Source organism: Actinotignum sanguinis, from assembly GCF_030230305.1.
Classification (GTDB): Bacteria; Actinomycetota; Actinomycetes; order Actinomycetales; family Actinomycetaceae; genus Actinotignum; species Actinotignum sanguinis.
On record NZ_JASPCQ010000011.1, the window covers coordinates 31,537 to 50,875 of the forward strand.

The 19,339-nt window shown below is 56.2% G+C and carries 20 protein-coding genes; 4 read left to right on the forward strand and 16 right to left on the reverse strand.

Annotated elements, in window-relative coordinates; translation table 11 throughout:
* The first annotated feature begins 214 nt into the window (after positions 1-214).
* Positions 215-1,003, forward strand: coding sequence for a coiled-coil domain-containing protein (locus QP828_RS06760; protein ID WP_016441665.1), 789 nt, complete (start codon positions 215-217; stop codon positions 1,001-1,003).
* Between the two features lie 35 nt (positions 1,004-1,038).
* Here QP828_RS06760 and QP828_RS06765 read toward each other — a convergent pair whose 3' ends face one another.
* From QP828_RS06765 to mtnA, 11 genes are all read right to left on the reverse strand, one after another.
* The gene (locus QP828_RS06765; protein WP_016441666.1) at positions 1,039-1,812 is read right to left on the reverse strand and encodes a nucleoside phosphorylase; all 774 of its coding nucleotides are present in this window, start codon (positions 1,810-1,812) and stop codon (positions 1,039-1,041) included.
* 19 nt (positions 1,813-1,831) lie between these two features.
* The gene (locus QP828_RS06770) at positions 1,832-2,626 is read right to left on the reverse strand and encodes an MTAP family purine nucleoside phosphorylase (protein ID WP_284891413.1); all 795 of its coding nucleotides are present in this window, start codon (positions 2,624-2,626) and stop codon (positions 1,832-1,834) included.
* Complete coding sequence (locus tag QP828_RS06775) at positions 2,620-3,384, reverse strand: SDR family NAD(P)-dependent oxidoreductase (RefSeq protein ID WP_016441668.1); 765 nt, start codon at positions 3,382-3,384, stop codon at positions 2,620-2,622. Before QP828_RS06775 ends, QP828_RS06770 begins: the two co-directional genes overlap by 7 nt.
* Entirely contained in the window at positions 3,381-4,001 is a 621-nt protein-coding gene (locus QP828_RS06780; protein WP_016441669.1) for a class II aldolase/adducin family protein, read from the reverse strand. Before QP828_RS06780 ends, QP828_RS06775 begins: the two co-directional genes overlap by 4 nt.
* A gap of 18 nt (positions 4,002-4,019) precedes the next feature.
* On the reverse strand, positions 4,020-4,793 hold the full coding sequence (locus QP828_RS06785; RefSeq protein WP_016441670.1) for a GntR family transcriptional regulator: 774 nt from the start codon (positions 4,791-4,793) through the stop codon (positions 4,020-4,022).
* 1 nt (position 4,794) lies between these two features.
* Entirely contained in the window at positions 4,795-5,244 is a 450-nt protein-coding gene (locus QP828_RS06790) for a cupin domain-containing protein (RefSeq protein WP_016441671.1), read from the reverse strand.
* Complete coding sequence (locus QP828_RS06795) at positions 5,225-6,145, reverse strand: ABC transporter permease (protein ID WP_016441672.1); 921 nt, start codon at positions 6,143-6,145, stop codon at positions 5,225-5,227. Before QP828_RS06795 ends, QP828_RS06790 begins: the two co-directional genes overlap by 20 nt.
* A complete protein-coding gene (locus QP828_RS06800; RefSeq protein WP_016441673.1) occupies positions 6,145-7,344 on the reverse strand; it encodes an ABC transporter permease in 1,200 nt (399 codons plus the stop codon). Before QP828_RS06800 ends, QP828_RS06795 begins: the two co-directional genes overlap by 1 nt.
* A complete protein-coding gene (locus QP828_RS06805; protein ID WP_016441674.1) occupies positions 7,334-8,854 on the reverse strand; it encodes an ABC transporter ATP-binding protein in 1,521 nt (506 codons plus the stop codon). The genes QP828_RS06800 and QP828_RS06805 overlap by 11 nt, the downstream gene beginning before the upstream one ends.
* Before the next feature lie 66 nt (positions 8,855-8,920).
* Entirely contained in the window at positions 8,921-9,982 is a 1,062-nt protein-coding gene (locus tag QP828_RS06810; RefSeq protein WP_284891415.1) for a BMP family ABC transporter substrate-binding protein, read from the reverse strand.
* A gap of 21 nt (positions 9,983-10,003) precedes the next feature.
* Entirely contained in the window at positions 10,004-11,026 is a 1,023-nt protein-coding gene (mtnA, locus tag QP828_RS06815) for an S-methyl-5-thioribose-1-phosphate isomerase (protein WP_016441676.1), read from the reverse strand.
* Positions 11,027-11,148: 122 nt separating this feature from the next.
* Here mtnA and QP828_RS06820 point away from each other — a divergent pair, with 122 nt between their 5' ends.
* From QP828_RS06820 to QP828_RS06830, 3 genes are read left to right on the forward strand one after another with little or no spacing between them, the layout of a single operon-like run.
* On the forward strand, positions 11,149-11,442 hold the full coding sequence (locus QP828_RS06820; protein WP_016441677.1) for a YgjV family protein: 294 nt from the start codon (positions 11,149-11,151) through the stop codon (positions 11,440-11,442).
* A 39-nt stretch (positions 11,443-11,481) separates the two neighbouring features.
* Entirely contained in the window at positions 11,482-12,438 is a 957-nt protein-coding gene (locus QP828_RS06825; protein ID WP_016441678.1) for a nucleoside hydrolase, read from the forward strand.
* Positions 12,439-12,453: 15 nt separating this feature from the next.
* A complete protein-coding gene (locus QP828_RS06830; RefSeq protein WP_039898110.1) occupies positions 12,454-13,512 on the forward strand; it encodes a hypothetical protein in 1,059 nt (352 codons plus the stop codon).
* 11 nt (positions 13,513-13,523) lie between these two features.
* Here the strand turns inward: QP828_RS06830 and tal are convergent, their stop codons facing one another.
* The 5 genes from tal to nrdD all read right to left on the reverse strand — a co-directional run bounded on the left by tal (position 13,524) and on the right by nrdD (position 19,269).
* Entirely contained in the window at positions 13,524-14,624 is a 1,101-nt protein-coding gene (tal, locus tag QP828_RS06835) for a transaldolase (RefSeq protein ID WP_016441680.1), read from the reverse strand.
* 36 nt (positions 14,625-14,660) lie between these two features.
* Positions 14,661-15,071 (reverse strand): OsmC family protein, encoded by a 411-nt coding sequence (locus QP828_RS06840; RefSeq protein WP_016441681.1) that lies wholly within the window; start codon positions 15,069-15,071, stop codon positions 14,661-14,663.
* A 36-nt stretch (positions 15,072-15,107) separates the two neighbouring features.
* Entirely contained in the window at positions 15,108-16,397 is a 1,290-nt protein-coding gene (locus QP828_RS06845; RefSeq protein ID WP_016441682.1) for an OFA family MFS transporter, read from the reverse strand.
* Positions 16,381-17,010, reverse strand: coding sequence for an anaerobic ribonucleoside-triphosphate reductase activating protein (gene nrdG, locus QP828_RS06850; RefSeq protein ID WP_016441683.1), 630 nt, complete (start codon positions 17,008-17,010; stop codon positions 16,381-16,383). Before nrdG ends, QP828_RS06845 begins: the two co-directional genes overlap by 17 nt.
* A 99-nt stretch (positions 17,011-17,109) precedes the next feature.
* Positions 17,110-19,269: an anaerobic ribonucleoside-triphosphate reductase gene (gene nrdD, locus QP828_RS06855; protein WP_016441684.1), complete on the reverse strand. Its 2,160-nt coding sequence runs from the start codon at positions 19,267-19,269 to the stop codon at positions 17,110-17,112.
* Between the last annotated feature and the right edge of the window lie 70 nt (positions 19,270-19,339).

Below are 19,339 nucleotides of genomic sequence, written 5' to 3' on the forward strand. Positions count from 1 at the left end.
TCCTTCATCATGATTCCAAGGGTAGCGCCTATCCGGCCGGGAACGGCCAGGCCACCTGGGTTGTCACCACCGTGCCGACCGTCGCCTTTGCGAAGCCAGAGTGGCATCGCTCACGCTCACGGTATTTAGCCAGGAAAGACCGCCGTGGACCGGTCATAAACATCTGCGCGCGCCGTGTTTATTAGGTAAAGTCAGGCGCGGACAAAGGAGGGGCATGGCTACGGAGCGGCGGCGCGGTTCGCGGGCACTTGATACCCCCACGCGCGGCAAACGCGCCTCCAAGCCCGCGCCTTCTTCCACCACGGAAAAAGCCTCGCTCCGGGACGAGCGTGACCAGCTGCGCGCGGAGTGCGAGAAGTTGCGCGCAGAGCACAAGAAGCTTCGCGATGAAGGCACCGCGCTCCGCCACGAAGCGGAACTGTTGCGCACGGAAAATTCGCAGCTGCGCGGCGAGCGCGAGGGTGCGCGGGCGGAGGTCGCCACTTTCCAGACCCGCGTGACCGAGCTAGAGGGCCTGGTGGCGGATTTGCGCCGTCGTGAAAAAGAGTTGGAAGCGGGCGTGGTGTACGCCTCGGGCGTGGAACAAAGTGCCGTGACTGCGCAGGCCCGCAGCGAGGACGCGATGCGACGCGCGGCCCGCCTGGTTGCGCGCGTGCGTAGTTTAGAGCAGCAGCTAGAAGAAGAACGACGGCGCTACGCGGCCCTCGAGGCGGCGGGTCGGGCTCGGGAAGCACGCCTGACCGTGGATTCGGCGCGCACCTCCGCCGCGCATGAGGAACGTTACACCAGCCAGATCCGCACTCTTGAGGTGCAGCTGCGCGAGGCTCAAGCGCAGCTGGCCGCCGCCCGCGTCCAGCTGGACACCGGCGAAGATGAGCTGGCCGAAGCCCGTACGGAGCTAGGCGAGGCCCGCTCCCAAGCGCAAACCCAGCGCTACCTGAGCCTCGGGCTGGGAGGACTCGCGGCAGCGCTGGGTATTGCTCTACTCATTGTGCTTCTCTAGTAAGACGGCACGTTCAGTGCCTCAATGTATTGTGCTTATTCCAATGAAGCTAACACCTTCAGCGAAGTTTCCAATGTGGCATCAATAGCTTTTGTAACAATTTCACGATCAGGTTCGTAGGAGGTCATGTCCTCGTCCTCATCCTTGAGGGGATTGCCGTCGATGGCCAAGATCGCGCCCGATTTGACTCGGTGGATTGAAGCCGTAATGAATAGCGCAGCTACCTCCATCTCAACTCCGATTGCCCCGGCATCGCGCCATTTTGGTTGGTCATTGCCAAGAATCGGACTCGGATAGAAGTTAGCGCTGGTAATAACTACTCCCGAATGCGTATTCAAGTCGGATTCTTCCGCGGTGTGCACAAGACTACTTGTAACCTGAAGATCAGGAACCGCAGGATAATTCATAGGAACGACAAGTTCTGTGTAGCCGTCACAGCGCACAGCACCAGTGACAACAAGAAGATCTCCGTCGACCACATCGCGCTGTACGCCACCCGCTGTACCAGCACGGATGATGTATTTTGCGCCGCCTCGACACAGCTCTTCAAAGCAGCACGCGGCCCCCGCAGCACCGACGCCATGCGAGGCAACCGTAATGAGTTTTCCTCCATATTCCCCAACGTAGGAATGGTATTCGCGATTTTTTGCAATGGGCTTTGCGTTGGTAAGAAGACCAGCAGCTTTTGCCGCTCGATCTGGGTCACCAACGACCAAAACTCGATCCGCAAGTTCCGCTACCGGGATTTTCGTGAGAGCCAACGTTTCATCCTGCCCCTGCCGAAGCGGAACATATTCATTCTTACTCATCTATTTCTCCTTTGAAATTCTAAATATCTGAAAGTGCATCGTGGCATGGGCAAGAAGGGTCCACCTCCAAGCGAGCTACAGTTTCCGCAAGTGCTTTTTTAATTCGAGGCTGTCCATCGGCCACGGTTCGCCACACCAAGCCCGCGGTAACCGGATCATCCTGAACGCCTTCAACTCCCGCATCCAGATCTGAAACAAACGAGAGATTGCAGACACACATCCCCAGTTCACGAGCCAAAGTCGTTTCCGGGTGTTGTGTCATTGAGATGACGGAGAACCCTAGTTTTTGGAACACCTGTGACTCTGCACGAGTGGAAAAGCGTGGCCCTTGGATAACCACTGCAGTTCCACCGTCATGGTATTTCTCTTGCAAGCTGTCCAACGCTGCTACCGCAGCATCGTGCAAACGAGGACAGTATGGATCCGCTACCGACACATGGATAACCTTGGGTCCTTCGTAAAAGGTTTGATCCCGGCCCCAGGTGCGGTCAAAATACTGGTCCGTTATGACGAAGTCTCCCGGTGCGTAGTCAGCACGCAGAGACCCCACCACAGACGAGGTAACCAGCGTAGAAACACCAAGATTATGAAGCGCTTTGATATTTGCCCGGTAATTAATCATATGGGGTGGAACGCCATGATCCTTACCGTGCCGTGTCATGAAAGCGACTTCTTTTCCTCCGATTTCTCCAATAGATACTGCAGACGAAGGCCTTCCATATTCAGTATCTACAACAACATGTTCTGGGTCCTCTAGAAGTTCATATAGTCCGGACCCACCAATGATTCCCACCTTTGGCATTTCTATCACCATCCTGCTACTGCGGACATGCCACCGTCGACAACAAGGTCATGCCCACTAATAAAGCTGGCCGACTCCGATGCGAGGAAGACGCACGCACGGCCAATGTCTTGTGTATTTGCTGTTCTTCGGAGCGGAACCCCCGCCATCCAACTTTGGTAACCTGCCGGCCAACTTTCAGCCAACCTACCGTCACTATCGATGAGGCCAGGTGAAACCGAGTTAACTCGGATCCCGTATTTTCCAAATTCCAAAGCAAAATTGCGCGTCATCATTTTTACCCCGGCTTTGGAGGCATCGTAATGCGCGTGATTCATTGCCGGAATCGATGCCTCGACCGAGGCGATGTTGATGATAGAGCCAGCTACATTCGCGTGCACCATCCGAGATGCCATCTTTTTCGAGACAATAAACGTCCCGTTGAGATTGACATTTACTACTTGCTTCCATTGCCCGACCGTCATCTCTTCGAGCGAGATCACAGGTTGAACGCCAGCATTGTTGACGAGCACATCAACATTTCCACACTGTTGGAACGCTGCTTCGATCATTTCGTCAACGTCGGCTTCGGAGCAAATATCTCCAACCACCTGGAATGCAGATACGCCTATATCACGCAGTTCTTTTGCAAGTTCATTTGCTCTGGTGCTTTCACGCAAAGAGTGCACGATGACCGAAGCACCCGCCTGCGCAAAGACATGAGCAATTCCAGAACCGAGATTCCCATCGGCTCCCGTAATCAAAACGACTTTATCTTTTAGTTCGCTCATGCGTGAATCAGCTCCACTCCTTCGGGGAATGCGGTCTCTTTATCCCCGAGCAACATTGCTCGGTACGTGTTCTGAGCAGCCTGTTCTAATAGGGATGCACGCCTGAAAGCCATCTCAGGGTCTTCGCCAACCGTGCAGCAACCGTGGTGCGCAAGTATTGCACAGTTATGTTTTTCCATCTCACGCGCAGTCTCATCGGCAAGTTCGTCCGACCCATTGGGATAATAGGGAACAACACCAACAGACTTCACGTACAAAGCATCATCAAGCGTAAAGAACCGAATCTCGTAACCCAGAGCATTGAGTAGCACTGCCGTTTGGGGATGTAAATGGAAAACCGAATTGACATCCGAACGGGTCCGATAGATTCTGTCATGGAGTTTCCACTCACTTGAGGGCCGAGAATCGAAAGGACCGGTTTGCCCAATTTTCATTCTCGCGAAAGATGCCGGGGTTAGTTCATCAAGCCAGGTACCCGACTTGGTAATAAAATACTCATCGGAGTCAGGGATACGCACCGAAATATTACCGCCAGATCCCAGGACTAGTCCCGAGGATACTGCAGTATGTGCGTGCCGAATCAGGCTATCCACCAACTCCTCTGTCGTCTTGTACAATTTTCCTCCATGTGTTTGTCAACTTCTTACTCGCATCATCGAGAACTGAAAACGTCCCTCGCGGAAATACGTCTTGGCGAACAGAATCGGCAAATGATCTCTATCAAAATGCAACTGGTACAACCCTAAGAATGACTCGTCACGAGCTTCGTGTTGCATCCCAAAATCGCTCCCTACAACCGCATGTAGATCGGTCGAGGCGTATTTGATCGAGTGCCCCACAAGATCGCATAGTGCAAAAATCGAGCCGTGTATCGACTGCACATCGAATCCAGGAGGGAAGATTCCGGCGCGTATGACTTCGAACGATACCGAAACCATCGCTTTATTCGCTTCTACTTCACGACGAGTTTCGATAACTGGTTCATCATCCTCGAGACGCAGTAGCTTTATTTCTGTTTCGGTTGCCGCACGGAGACGTTTTTCGGTATATCGAATCGTTGGATCCATCCCCGCTGACGCAATTGTCTGAGTCATCGATGTTAACTCTGAGAGGTTAGAAGCCATCACCGCTTGCACGTCAGTAACAAAGGTTCCTGAGCCCCGGCGACGAATAACTAAACCCTGAGCGGCCAACTCTTGTAATGCCGACCGCAAGGTATTTCGAGATACCCCAAGTTCCGCTGCAAGCACCGGTTCAGAGTCCAGCGCTTCGCCCGGTTCCCACTCACCCGAATGGATTCTCTTTCTTAGAACCGATGCCACTTCCGCGGCCGCACCGACATTGGGGGCGCGTGTGACCACTGGAGTTACCGGGTTATCAGAATGCGGATAAATAGGGCTCAGAGTCATATCATTTCCCTTCGTCGTGCTTTTGCAATGACTTTATCCCATAGGCATCCTGCATCTCCTTACTTGCGATTTCGAACCCTTCCCAAGAAAAGCCTGGGGCCATAGTTGTACCCAGGAGAGTCCACTCTCCTAGAGACATCGATCCTTGCCACACGCCAGCTTTCACCACGTGCTGAGGTCGCTGTCCTGCCCTCAAATCGTTCCCGAGTATCGTTTCCCTGCGTTCACCGCTTTCATCTATTTCGACTAGAAGCAACGGTGCCCCGGCATACCAGTGATATACCTCGGGACCGCTCAATCTGTGGAGTTCAGACCACTGATCTCCACCCACGAGGTAGTAGATCGCCGTGGAATACTCATCCGCATAGGTTTGCCGATGCAGTCCTCCTTCCTGGTCAAGCTCAGAAAGATCTAGCAGCTGTGCAATTTCCTCACGTGTCAATGGATTCACGTTTCGTCTCCTCCTTCTTTTTCTTGACAAAATTCACTGTCGTAAGCAATAGCGCTAGCAAAGTAACGACATACGGTGCGGCATCGGTTACCTGCGTCGGAATCCCAATTCCCTGCGCTCGGAAACCAAGCGCTTCAGCCGTACCAAAGAGGGCCGCGGCACCGAGAACCCCAATAGGATGAGAACGTGCGAGCATGACTGCCACAACCGCAATCCACCCACGCCCAGCGGACATCTCTTCAGAGAATTGCACAACGTTCCCCAATGCCAGCTGAGCACCACCTAGTCCGCACAGGAGGCCCGAAATGATGACCGCAGCGTACTTGTACGAAACGGGATTCACGCCAAGGGTTTGTGCCGCGAGTGGCTTTTCTCCAACCCCACGAAGCCGCAACCCAAGTGGCGTACGGAAGATAACGATCCATGCGACGAAAACAAGTACGAATGCGAGGTAGCCCAGCACCGTTTGACTGAATAGCGCATTTCCAATCCACGGAATGTCACTGAGCAAGGGGATCGAATAGGTTTTCAATCCTACGATCCGCGGATCCACGAAGGTACCCGATGTGTGGAAAAGCCCCACCAAAAGGAAGGAGGTGACGCCCGTCGCCAGAATATTCATAGCGACGCCAATAACGATTGGTTCCGCCCCGCGGTTGACGCTCCCATAGGCCAAGATCAATGTAAAGACTCCCGCAGCAAACATGCCTCCCAGCGCACCCGGGAAAGCACTGCCGGTGTAATACGAAGTTGCCACCGCAAAGAAGCACCCGATCAAGAGTTGCCCCTCAAGCGCAATATTGAATATGCCTGCTTTATCGCAGATCAAACCGCCGAGCGCAGCAAACAAAATTGGAATAAGAGCTCGAACAATAGAATCGATGAGTGCAGCATCAAACATTACTTCTCGCCTCCTTCAGCAAAGGCGTATTTTTCGGCCTGAGATTGTGATGGCGATGTATTACCTGTCGTTTCATCATCAGGGTCTATCTTCTGCTTCTTCTTGAAGGACGGAAGCGCAACCCTGAATACGATCAAAACGATAACGACGCCCTGAATTACGGCAGCAATCTGGGGAGACATTCCCAAACCTCGGCTCATTGAACCAGCGCCTGCCATAATGGCACCGAAGAACAACCCCGCAATAAGAACTGCGTAAGGACGGTACAGGGCTAGAAGTGCAACCATCAAGCCGGTCCATGCGTACCCGGACGATAGCAGAGCTCCGTCAATAAGACGTGTTTCGGGAGCTCCGATCGTTAGCATCACGCCAACAAGCCCGGCTATCCCACCGGACAGAGCCATAACTTGGAGGCTGAGCTTCCGCTCACTCCCACCGCCGTACCGAATGAACATTGGATTCTTGCCGTTGAGGCCGGATTCATATCCAAAAATGGTATTCCGGTTCACGTACGCCATTCCGATCACGACTAGGAGAATGATAACGAATGACCAATTCACAGAATTACCGATAGTGGAAATGAAGTTACCTCGTCCAAGGCTTTCCGATATCGACTTGCCGAGCCCGGATTTCAAGGGGAGAAGCATGGGGATCTGAACGTCAAGAGATATCTGTTCCGAGGCAACCATCTGCGATGACTGGTCTTTCAACGGGTATCGAATCATCCACGACGCGAAGAAGCGAGCCGGATATGAGAGTAGAAGCGACGTGATGAGGATTGGTACCCCGGGCCAGAACTGCAAAACACCAGAGAGCAACGCCCAGAGCATTCCGCCGATAATGCCACCGAGAATGGCACATAGCATGACAAGCATGCCGGGACCAGGCATATAGAGAGCCACCATGCCGCCCACTAGCCCGCCCATGATCATTTGACCTTCAGTGCCGATGTTTAGAATCCCGGATCGGAAAGCAACCGCTGTCGCCATTGCCATTCCAGTAAGAGGAATCGCTCGCTGAATTGCATTCGTCACTCCGGCAGAGGTAAGGAATGAGCCCTCTGCCATCGTTTTATAGGCATCTGTGGGTGAATACCCCGCAGCAGCGATAAATATCGCTCCGATTATAAACGCAGCAAGAATTGACAGAGGAATCGGCCCCGCCAACCAACGCAAAGTCGCGTTCATTTTAGTCTTCATTGTTTAGTACACCTCCTGCCATGAGTAGGCCCAGCTTGCTTTCAGTGGCTTCGCCAACTGGCATCTCGGCTACTATCTCGCCTTCATACATGACGGCAACGCGAGTGGATAGCGAGAGAATCTCACTGAGTTCCGCGCTAATCAGGAGAATTCCACCACCAGCATCTCGATAGTGGGTCAACGTCGAATGGATAAACTCAATAGCTCCAATGTCAACACCACGGGTTGGCTGCTCCGCTACTAATAGTGGTGAGTTGTATTCCAATTCGCGCGCAATGAGTATCTTTTGCAGATTTCCACCAGAAAGGGTGCCAACCGCAATACTCTCATTCGCGATCTTGACTGAGAATTTCTCAATAAGCCGTCGTGCGAAAGATGCACGGGCAGTGCGATCAATGATTCCTTTCCGTTTAGTCAATTCTTTGCTGCGATGGTGCCCCATTGCTAGATTCTCTTCAGCAGATGCATCGGGCGCCGCGCCCACGCCTTGCCTATCTTCCGGGATATACGAAAGTCCCTTTTCGCGCCGTTTCCGCACAGTTGCTCTAGTAACATCAGATCCCGATATGGCTACTGAACCGCTCGTGATTGGAATCAGACCCGCGATGGCACTCGCTAATTCGCTTTGTCCATTTCCGGCTACTCCAGCTATTCCAAGAATTTCTCCCTCGCGAACTTCGAGCGAGAGATTACGAACTTTCGCTTGCTTTTGGGAGTCTTGAACGCAGAGGTTCTTCACCTCAAGCACCGTGCGTCCCGGAGCGAGTTGGGAGGGCGCCTGCGTAAGGTCAACATCACGCCCCGTCATCGCGTGCGTGACTGATTCCGGAGTTGCTTCAGCAGTATTCATTCGAGCTACCACTTGCCCATCTCGCAAAACAGTAACCCGATCAGAGATTTCCATAACCTCACGGAGTTTGTGGGTAATAAGAATGATCGTCTGACCCTGCTTCTTGAGCTGCCGCAAAACATCAAATAATTGGTCTGTTTCTTGCGGCGTCAACACGGCCGTTGGTTCATCCAGGATCAATACCTTCGCACCTCGATAGAGAACCTTAATGATCTCGGCGCGTTGCAGAAGACCTACCGGCGCATCTGCTACGCGCATAAGTGGATCAACATCCAAACCAAAACGTTGCGCGTAACTTTCAACAATTTCGACAGCTTCAGACCGATTAATCAATCCTCCGGTTGTTGGTTCCTTTCGGAACACAACATTCTCAGCAACCGTCATGGACGGGAACATCTGGAACTCTTGGAATACCATTCCAATTCCTGCCCTGATGGCATCCAGAGGGCTTGCGAAGTGGACTTCCTTCCCATCGAGGAAGATCGAACCTTCATCCGGAGTGTAAAGTCCAGACAGGATAGACATCAGGACTGATTTCCCCGCGCCGTTCTCGCCCATGAGCGCATGAATCTCACCCTTATTCACCGAAAAAGTGACGTTCTTATTCGCCTGGACACCGGGGAAGGATTTTGTGATGCCTCTCATTTCGATATCAAGCATTGGCATCCTCCCTTCTTACAAAACTGGAGTGGGGCCGTGTAGGTTTCCAGCCCCACTCCATTGGGATTAGTTAAACTTGCCGGTTGCGTCAGGTGGCGTGATTTCGCCGTCGATAATTATTTGCTTGATTTCCGCAAGCTTCGCAACCACATCAGGATGATCCATGACCGTGCATTGCGATTCGGCCGCACCCGGAGCGAGCGAAACAAGATCCATTCCGCCTTCTGCCAAGCCGAAGGATGAGAATGATTCAGCCTGTCCAGCATCAATCTTGTCGATAAGTTGTGGAATCAGCGAATCCATGAGTTTCAGAGTGCCGTCACCAACTCCGCCAGGAGTCAGCGGGCACTGATTCACATCTACGCCGTACCCGGTTACACCGCCACTTCCAGTCGCCTCAAAAATGCCACCGTTGGATCCGGAAGCTACCGCGAAGATATGGTCCACTCCCTGAGCAACTAAAGCAGATGCCTGCTCCTTGGCTCGTGCAGGATCGGAGAAGGGACTGTCACCGCCGATGAACAGCTGTTGGTCGGAGACCGCAGGATTGGCAGCCTTGGCTCCCGCTGCGTACGCATCGGTGTACCGGTGAATGAACGGAATGTCCACCGCTCCGACCGAGCCTACGCGATTGCTCTTTGTGAGCAACCCCGCCTCATATCCAAGTAGATAGGCAGCTTCGTGCTCGCGGAAGACTGCACAGTACATATTTGACGGGTAGGGGCCCGGCGGGCAGTCGTCAATGTGAATGAACTTCTGGTCCGGATAACGTTCCGCATATTCGAACGCCACATCAGTGTAGGAATACGTAATCGTTACGATATAGTCAGGGTTTTCGGCAATCGCTTGATCCATATTTTGCCGGATCGAGGTCTGGTCTGAATTTCCCTCATAAACCTTGGCGGTTCCACCGTGCTTTTCGGCGGCTTTTTCAACACCAATCTTTCCTGATTCCAGGAACTTGTTTACACCGATGGGATCATTTGTCAGGTAAATATAAGTAGGGCCATCAGAACCGCCATTAGCAGTTCCGTTATCGGCGTTGTCACTTCCACCGCACCCAGTGAGTGACAGGGCAGCGACACCTAAGATAGCCGCAAGCTTTGACTTCGCCTTTGAAGTAGCCACGCTGTTCTCCTTAGCTAATTTCTATTTTGTGCGAATTGGTCCGAGAGGTACCGTTGCGAGTGTTTCACCACGATCAATACGAATGACTCTCCGATCCGTGACAATAGCGGTGATATTCTCGTGCGGCGTCACGTCAAAAGCGGGATTAATAGCTTCTGTGCCTTCAGGAGCTGTCCGGACTCCGTGGAAGTTTGCAACTTCCTCGCTACCACGATCTTCGATCTTGATATCAGCACCCGTCTTCGTCGCCATGTCGATCGTAGATTCCGGAGCCACGATAATGACCGGAAGATTCATCGCCTTAGCGCCGAGCGACAGCGAGTAAGTACCAATTTTATTAGCAGTATCACCATTAGCTGCAATGCGATCTGCGCCGGCGAAGAACGCCTGGGCAAAGCCCCGACGAAGTAGGAAAGGCCCCGCGGAATCAACAATGAGTCGGTAAGGTGCTCCCATTTGCTGGAGTTCCCACGCGGTAAGCCGCGAGCCCTGCAGAAGGGGACGAGTTTCAACGGGAAGCGCTTCCTTGAGAGTTCCTCGCTCAAACATGGTCTGGATAACACCGAGGGCGGTTCCCCGCTCCACGCACGCCAAACCACCGGTGTTGCAGACAGTCATAACCGAATGCTGCCCTTCACCAAGCAGTTCTTCCATAAGATCCGCGCCATATTGCCCCATGGAGTAACACGAAGCAATGTCCTCATCGCGAATCTTGAGAGCTTCTTCCAGAATCCTGTCTTTACCTTTACTCGCGTACTGCATAACGCGTTTAACGCCCCAGGAAAGGTTGACGGCCGTCGGACGAGCATTTGCGAGGCGATCTGCAGCATCTTCTAAGTCACTTCCGCTCAAGCCCTGTTGAGCGACTAGTGCGACACCGAGCCCTCCAGACACTCCGAGAGCGGGTGCACCGCGTACAGCCAGTCGCTTGATGTCGTCAATAAGCTCGTCAAGATCTGACACTTTTCGTACCACCAGTTCACCCGGCAGTTTCGTCTGGTCAATGAGTTCAATATGCCCATCGATCCAATCAATAGTCCTCATTGACTACCTCCTTCATCTTGTAAGTTGTTCTACAAGCCTGTCACAGCTGTGCTATCTTGTCAATAAGTTGTTCTACATCTACATCTATTGTTGGACATGTACTCACAAGGGGGTAAGTACGTATGGATCAGAAAACGTTACTTGAGGCTTTCGGATGGCTAGGATCACTCCTTGTCGTTCTTTCGCTAATCCTGCCTAACCAAAGAAAGTTTCGCTTTTGGAACTTTGTCGGCAGCGGTATCGCCGCTATTTACAACCTCATACTGGGCATTTGGCCTATGGTTATCATGAATACAGCAATCGTCGTCATTGATCTTTACTGGCTCCAACGACTCATGCGAGAGGAGCGTAACCCCCGGAAAGATGCAGATTCTGACGCGCATTCCCCGGCGTCAACACCCACTTCCAATACATAAGGACCTGCAAAGAAATTTCAACACCCACAGGAGTTTTCAATGAAGAAGCTAATCCTAGATCTTGATACTGGAATCGACGATTGCCTGGCGCTTGCCTACGCTTTAGGTTCCCCGGAAGTGGAAATTATTGGTATCACCGGAACGTTCGGGAACGTTCAACGGGATACGGGCGTTCAGAACAGTCTCGCCCTTCTTGACCTGTTCGGTCGTCAAGACATTCCCGTATTTGCCGGAGCTTCCCACGCACTCCAACGTTCTACCTTCGATGTCCAAGAAGCATCGGCACTCATTCACGGTAGAAACGGCCTCGGTAACGTACAGATCCCGAAATCCAACCGTCAGCCTGAACATGCACCTGCTTGTGACTTCCTTATCGAATCCGCAAAGGAACATGGCGAGAATCTAACACTAGTGGCAACTGGACCGATGACTAACCTTGCCCAGGCTTTGGAAAAAGACCCAGAATTCCACAATGGATGCCAGATCACCATCATGGGCGGTGCCTTAACAGTTCCGGGCAACTGTAATCCAGTACAAGAGGCAAATATCTCCCAGGATCCAGAAGCTGCCGATATACTGTTCCGTTCTGGAACGGCGATCACCATGGTCGGTTTAGACGTGACACTACAAACACTCCTTACGTACAAAGAAACCGCAGCCTGGCGGCAAATTGGAACACCCGCAGCGAACTACGTGGCTGAGATAACGGATTCATACATCCAGGCATACGGCACAATCGCCCCGTATTTAGGAGGCTGTGGACTTCACGATCCGCTCGCGGTAGCTATAGCAATAGATCCATCGCTCGCCTCTTTCTTCACAACTAATCTGAAGGTCGATTTGTCAGAACCTTTCCGCGGCAGGACAATCGGAGACGAGCAGCGCCTTAACAATCCGCATAAGACCGTCAAGGTAGCACTCACGGTCGATGCTGAACGCTTTTTAAAGGAGTTTATGCACCGCGTATCTACTCTCCTACGCAGCCGCACGTTCTAGAAACGGCACCCAAGCGTGATCTTCGGCGGCGAATTCACTTCTCTCCCGCACCGCTGCGCCCCGCGTGCTCTTCCGGTTCCGCCCGGTGCGATGCTGGTGCAATCGGGGCGCCAGGCCCTCGGCCTTATCGCCCAGGCTCTCGCCGCCCGCGGTATCCGCCGCATCATCGCGCCGGGCTTTCTGTGCGCGACCGCGGTCGAGCCTTTCCAGCTCGAAGGCATCCGGGTCCACTGGGTGCAGGTCGGCCCGGATCTCCTGCCCGCCCCGGCCCGGCTCGCCCCGCTCCTCACCGACCCGCTGCGCTGCGCGGTCCTCATCTCCACCACCTTCGGAGCTTGGCCCGCGCCCGAGTTGCGCGCCGTGCTTGCGGAGTGGGAGGGCCGCGGTGGCGTCGTCGTCGCCGATCTCACGCACGCACCCTTCGGTGCCGCTACCCAGGACGTCCCGGCACGTTATGCCGCGGCATCGTTGCGGAAGTGGTTTCCGATTCCCGACGGCGCCTGGGCGCTCGGCCCCTCGCTTCCCGCCGCGGCTGCGGGTAATGCGGCGGCGCGCGAAGCGACCCGGCGCGGCCTGCTGCAATTGCGCGGGGAGGAGAACGACGGCGCAGCTGAGGCCGCCATCGATGCCGCTCTCAACCCGAGCTCAATGAGCGGGCCCGCCCGGGATATTCTCAGCCACCTGGATATTGCGGCGGCGCTGGAACGGCGGCGTGCAAATGCCCGGGTCCTGCGCGCGGCATTGCTGAACGAGGGGGTGCCGGAGGCTGCGCTATTCCGCGGCGGGGAAGAAAGCTGCGCGGCTACTAGCACCGCGACCGCGAGCAACGCGCCCGCTAGCCATGCTCCCTACGCGCTCGCGCTCCACCTGGACGCCCTACCGCCGCACTGGCCCGCCCCGCACCATTGGGCCGAGCGCCTCGCCGCCCACGGAGTTTTCACCCCCGCTTTCTGGCCGCGCCTGACCCATATGATCGACTGGCCACATGTCCTCGCCCTACCCATCGACCAGCGCTACACACCCGCGCAGATGCCGGAGCTGGCGCTGCGGGTGGTGCAGCACTGGGCAGGGTAGAACAGGCAGACTTAGCGGGCAGCCGCGAGCGCTGCGCTGACCGTTTCGCTCAGTTCTTTCCAGGAGACGATGAACTTCTCCACGCCTTCGCGTTCGAGCTGGGCGGCCACATCGCCCATATCCACGCCCACCGCGGCGAGTTCCTCGAAGACCCGGTGTGCCTGCCCGTAGTTTTCACGCACGGTATCCCCGGTGATGTCCGCGTGATCCGCGGTGGCCTCCAGGGTTTTCTCCGGCATGGTGTTCACGGTTGCGGGAGCCACCAGCTCGGTGACGTAGAGGGTATCCGGGTAATTCGGGTTCTTCACCCCGGTGGATGCCCACAGCGGGCGCTGGGCATGCGCGTGGTCCGCGGCCAGCACGGTGAAACGTTCGGACGCGAATTTCTTTTCGAAGATTTCGTAGACCAGGCGGGCATTGGCCACCCCGGCCTTGCCGCGTAGTGCCAGGGCTTCCTCGGTACCGATCTTCTCCAGGCGGGCATCCACTTCAGTATCCACGCGGGAAACGAAAAGCGAAGCCACCGAGTGAATATCGCTGAGGGCATGCCCGGAACGCTGGGCCTTTTCCAGGCCGGCGAGGTAGGCATCCACGACCTCGCCGTAGCGCGCCAGGGAGAAAATCAGGGTGACGTTCACGGAGATCCCGTGCCCGATCACTTCGGTAATAGCGGGCAGGCCTTCCTTCGTGGCCGGGATTTTGATCATGGCATTCGGGCGGTTCACCCGGTCCCACAGCTGGCGGGCCTGGGCCACGGTAGCCGAGGTATCGTGTGCTAATTCCGGGGAGACTTCGATGGAAACACGCCCGTCTTCCCCGCCTGTTTCCTCAAAGATCGGGCGGAATATATCGCAGGCGTCCTGCACGTCCTTGATAATGATGTCGAAAATGGCCTCGTCGCCATCCTTGCCGGCCGCCGCGGTGGCGGCCACCTGCTCGGTATAGCTTTCCCCGTTGCGCAGGGCCGCGGCGAAAATTGTGGGATTCGTGGTCACGCCCCGCACCGTATGCGTATCGATGAGGGAAGCGAGATTCCCGGAGGCAATACGCTCGCGGGATAGATCATCCAGCCAGATACTCACTCCGGCGGCGCTCAAGCTAGCGGTACTCATGCTTGCTGTCCTTTCTCAGTGGTACCCGAAGGCATCCTAGTTACCCGCAGCGTCGCGGATCTCCAGGTTGTGCGGGGCGGGGTGGTCGAGAGTGCGACCCACCGTGCACGCCCGCTCAATGGCGCGGTCCACCCGCCCCAGTAGCGCAGCGCGTGCCTCTTCTGGCATATCGGCAAACTCCACCTCGAGGGCGGTATGGAAAGCGGTGAAGCGGTTTTCCTCGCGGTTCGCATCCGCACTCACCGTGAACGTGGCGTGATAATCCTCCCCGAGCGCCTGCTCAAAACGGGAATCCGCGCTGAGGGCCTGGCACCCGGCCACCGCCAGCTGCATGAGTTCCCCGGGGGTAAATTGTTCGGGGCCTTTCCCGATTTCCACGCTGGCACCGCGATCATTAACGGCGGTGAAATGAAGATGCCCGATACGCCGGGCAGAGAGCTGAGCCATAGCTACCTCCTTGTTTCTTTCACTTTACGGGAAAGCTCAGCGCCGTGGTGAGCGCGCTTTCCACCAGCGGAAAAGTCCGGCCAAGAAAAGACCGACCGCTGCCAGTACGCAAGCTCCCCAGAGCGCGGGCGTGAAGGAGCCCCCGTGGGCACCGGCACTTGCCGCGGCCCAGCGTGGGGCGACGACGGCGGCCAGTGAGAAACCGAGGAACATGAGGCCGTAGTTGGTTCCGTTATGGCGCGGCCCGAAGCTTTGCATGGTCAGCGGCGCGAAGAGACTCATGGTGCCCCCGAAAGCCAGGGCCACGAGGATGGCTCCGGTGAGGAAGAGCGCCGTCGCCCCGCGCCCGGATAGCGCAAGAAGCGCGAGCCCACCGGCCGCGCAACCGAGCACCGCCACCAGGCACAGCGGGATGCCGATACGGTCGGAAAGCCAGCCCCAGGCCAGCCGCCCGGCCGCGTTCGCAACCGCGAAAAGCGAGACGGTGAGAGCCGCGGTTGCGGCGTCGAACCCAATACTGGTGGCAAGCGGCGCCATATTGGCGTTCACCATGATGCCACCGAACGCGGCCATAACGAAAATAGCGAGGATAAGCCAGAACGTGGGAGTGGCGAGCATCTGGCGCGGGCTGAGGCTCGCGCGCGGCCCGGCGGCTGCGGCGGTGCCCGCCGGGCGGGGCAAATAGGCCCCGTATTCTTCCCGGAAGGGACGCACCAGGAAGATAACCGCAGCTGCGTTAATGACCGTGAAAGCGATTCCGAGAATCACGAGGGCGCTCCGCACGCCGTATCCGGCGATGAGGTGCTGGCCGGCCGGGGCGATGATCATGGGGCCGATTCCCATCCCCGCGGTGATCAGGCCGGCCACCATGCCGCGCCGGTCGGGGAAGAAACGCATGGTATTCGTGAGCGCGGCCGAGTAGAAGAGACCCTGGCCGCCGCCGGTGACCAGTCCGTAGCTGAGCACGAAAAGCGGGAGGGAGGGTGCCAGGCCGGCCAGGATATGCCCCAGCCCGAAGCAGATACCGCCCACCGCCATCATCTGGGCCGCGTAGCCGCGCCGCAGCAGCGTACCCGAAGCGATCATAATGAAGGGCACCACCAGGGAGGCGAGCCCGAAAGCCAGCATGATATCCGGGGGTGCCCAGCCGCGGCTGGCGGCGAGCGGGCGCACAAAAATAGAGAAGGCGGTGAGCGCCCCGGTGGTCATAATGGCGAGAAGTGTTCCGATAAGAACGCGGCTGCGGCGCGGCATCGTTGCCGGCGGCTGAACGGCAGGTTCCTGAGCGGCGGGGTGAGTACTGGTCACGTTAGTCGTAATCTCCATTTTTCCAGAGCCGCACCGGGGCTTCGCACCCGGCTTGCATAGCGGCAAATGTTTCGGGTACGTCGATAATGCGCTGATTCTTCGAGCCGCGGAAGGTCAGGTCCCGAATGAACTGGGATTGGATAAAGGGCCCGTCCACCAGCACGTCCACGTGAGAAAGAAGTTCGCGTTTATCTTCGGTTTCTTCCAGGAGCTGCTCGAAGGTGTATCCACTCCAGCTCCAAATTGTTTTGGTATTCCCGAAGCGCTCGCGGAAACGCCGCGCCAAAGGCAGGAGAACCGGGGTATTGAGGAAAGGTTCCCCGCCCACGAAGGACACCCCGGCCACGTAGCTTTTCGCGCAGTCCGCGAGGATGCGTTCTTCGAGTTCTTCGGTATAGGGGGTGCCGTAGCGGAAACTCTGGGCCGCCACGTTATAGCAGCCCGGGCATTTGAAGGGGCACCCGGATACGTAAATTGCGCAGCGTACCCCTTCCCCGTCCACCATGACAAAGGGCTTGTAATCGGCAACGTAGCTGCGGGACAGGCGCCGCCCATCCCAGGCGCCCGGGCGCTTGGGCTGGTGCACCCCCGGAGCATCCGGCGGGGTGGTGAGCAGGCGCAATTCTCGCATTCTTCCTTACCTTTTCACAGTCCCTGAGTCGCAATACTCCCCGCGCCCGGCACATTCGCCGAGTGCGGGGAGCCTTGCGATAGTGCGCCCGCGAGGAGCTTAGGCGCAGGGACCGTCCATGTGCTTGACACGGGAAATGATTTCCTCGTGCCGGCCGTGCACCATGGGGCGCTTGACCGGGTTGCCGAGGTACCCGCAGGTCCGCTTGACGACGTCGCAACGGTCGGGATCATCATTGCCGCAGTTCGGGCACTTGAAGCCTTCCGCCGTGGGATCGAATTCCCCGCTGAAGCCACATTCGTAGCACTTATCAATCGGGGTATTGGTACCCAGGTAGGCCACCTTATCGTAAGCGTAATCCCATACCGCTTCCAGAGCCGCGGTGTTGTGGGTCAGCTTGGGGTACTCGCAATAGTGGATGAAGCCACCCTTGGTGTACTCCGCGTAGGGCGCTTCGAAGTCGATCTTCTCGAAGGGAGTGATCTTCTTGCGCACATCGTAATGGAAGGAATTTGTGTAGTAATCCTTCGCGGTGATATCCGGAACCGCACCGAAACGCTCGCGGTCCATGGAGCAGAAACGGTTGGTCAGGGACTCGGCCGGGGTGGAGTAAACGGAGAACCAGTAGGGGTACTCCTTCTTCCACTGGTCAGCGTACGCGCTCAGGCGGCGCACGATATCCAGCGTGAATTCCTTTGCTTCGGCATTGTGCTCCCACTCGGGGCCGTAGAACGCGGTAGCCGCTTCGTACAGGCCGATGTAGCCAATGGACAGCGTGGAACGCTGGTTGTGGAAGAACTTGGTCACATCCTCATCGCCCTCTTCCGCGCGGATACCCAGGGCACCGTAGCGGTAGAGAATGGGGGCGTTTTCCGGAGTGGCATCCTCGCAGCGCTGGGCGCGGTAGACCAGAGCTTCCTTAACCACCTGCATGCGCTCATCAAAGATCTTCCAGAAACGCTGCTTATCCCCGCGCGCCTGCAGTGCAATACGCGGCACGTTGAGAGTGACCACGCCCAGGTTATTACGCCCGGCGTTCACGGCCTCACCGGTTTCCGGATCCACCCACTTGGGCAGGAAGGAACGGCAGCCCATCGGAGCCTTGTAATCACCTTCCAGTTCGGTGAGGCGATCATAAGAGAGGACATCCGGATACATGCGCTTCGTGGAGCATTCCAGCGCGAGCTGCTTGACGTCGTAATTAGGATCCTCGGGATTGAGGTTAACTCCGCGGCGCAGCCCGAAAACCAGCTTCGGGAAGATCGCGGTGTGGCCATCGGCCCCGATGCCCTTAATGCGAATGGTGAGGATTGCCTTCTGGATTTCGCGTTCGAAACGGTTGGTACCCAAGCCGAAACCAAGGGTGACGAAAGGAGTCTGCCCGTTCGAGGAGTAGAGAGTATTGATCTCATACTCCAGGGACTGCATGGCATCGTAGATGTCTTTCTTCGTCTTTTCCCAGCAGTACTCATCGCGCTTATCTTCAGCGACCCAGCGCTGCGCATCCTTGAGGTGCTTGGCGTAATTGAGTTCCGCGTAGGGGGCAAGCACCTCATCGCAGCGATCCACCGAGCAGCCACCGTACTGGCTGGAGGCCACATTCGCGATGATTTGGGCGATCTGCGCGGTTGCGGTGTTAATGGAACGCGGGGATTCCACCCGGGCGTTGCCGATCTGGAAACCATCGCGCAGCATGCCTTCAATATCGATGAGGCAGCAATTGGTCATGGGCTGGAAGGGGTTGTAATCCAGATCGTGGAAGTGGATATCGCCCTTAATATGAGCATTGGCCACCGCCGGGGGCAGCAGGTACTTGAGAGCGTATGCCTTGGCCACCGCACCCGCGGTCAAATCACGCTGGGTGTTAAATACAGTGGAGTCCTTGTTCGCGTTCTCATTGACCACGGTCTTATCGCGCTGCATGAGCTTATCCAGGGAACGCGAAATATCCATGGCCTGTTCGCGCGCGGTATCGCGATCGTGGCGGTATTCGATATAGGCACGCGCCACCTGCGGGTAGCGGGAGGCCATGAGCACGTTTTCCACTTCCGTTTGAATGGTGGGAACGTCAAGCTTCTCAGCATCAAGATGATCGATCACCGTACGGGTGGCTTCTTCAACGAATGCGTAATCGTCAATGCCCTGGCTGTTCATTGCCAGCGCGATTGCGCGGTAGATCTTACCGGCGTCAAAGCTAACCGACCGACCGTCACGCTTGGTAACAGCTACTCCCGTGGTCGTTGAGGTATCAATCAACATCTTGTGCCTCCGTAAAAATCGAACACTACATATAGTAGTCGTCCGGAATGACACCGGTGTGCTTTGTAGG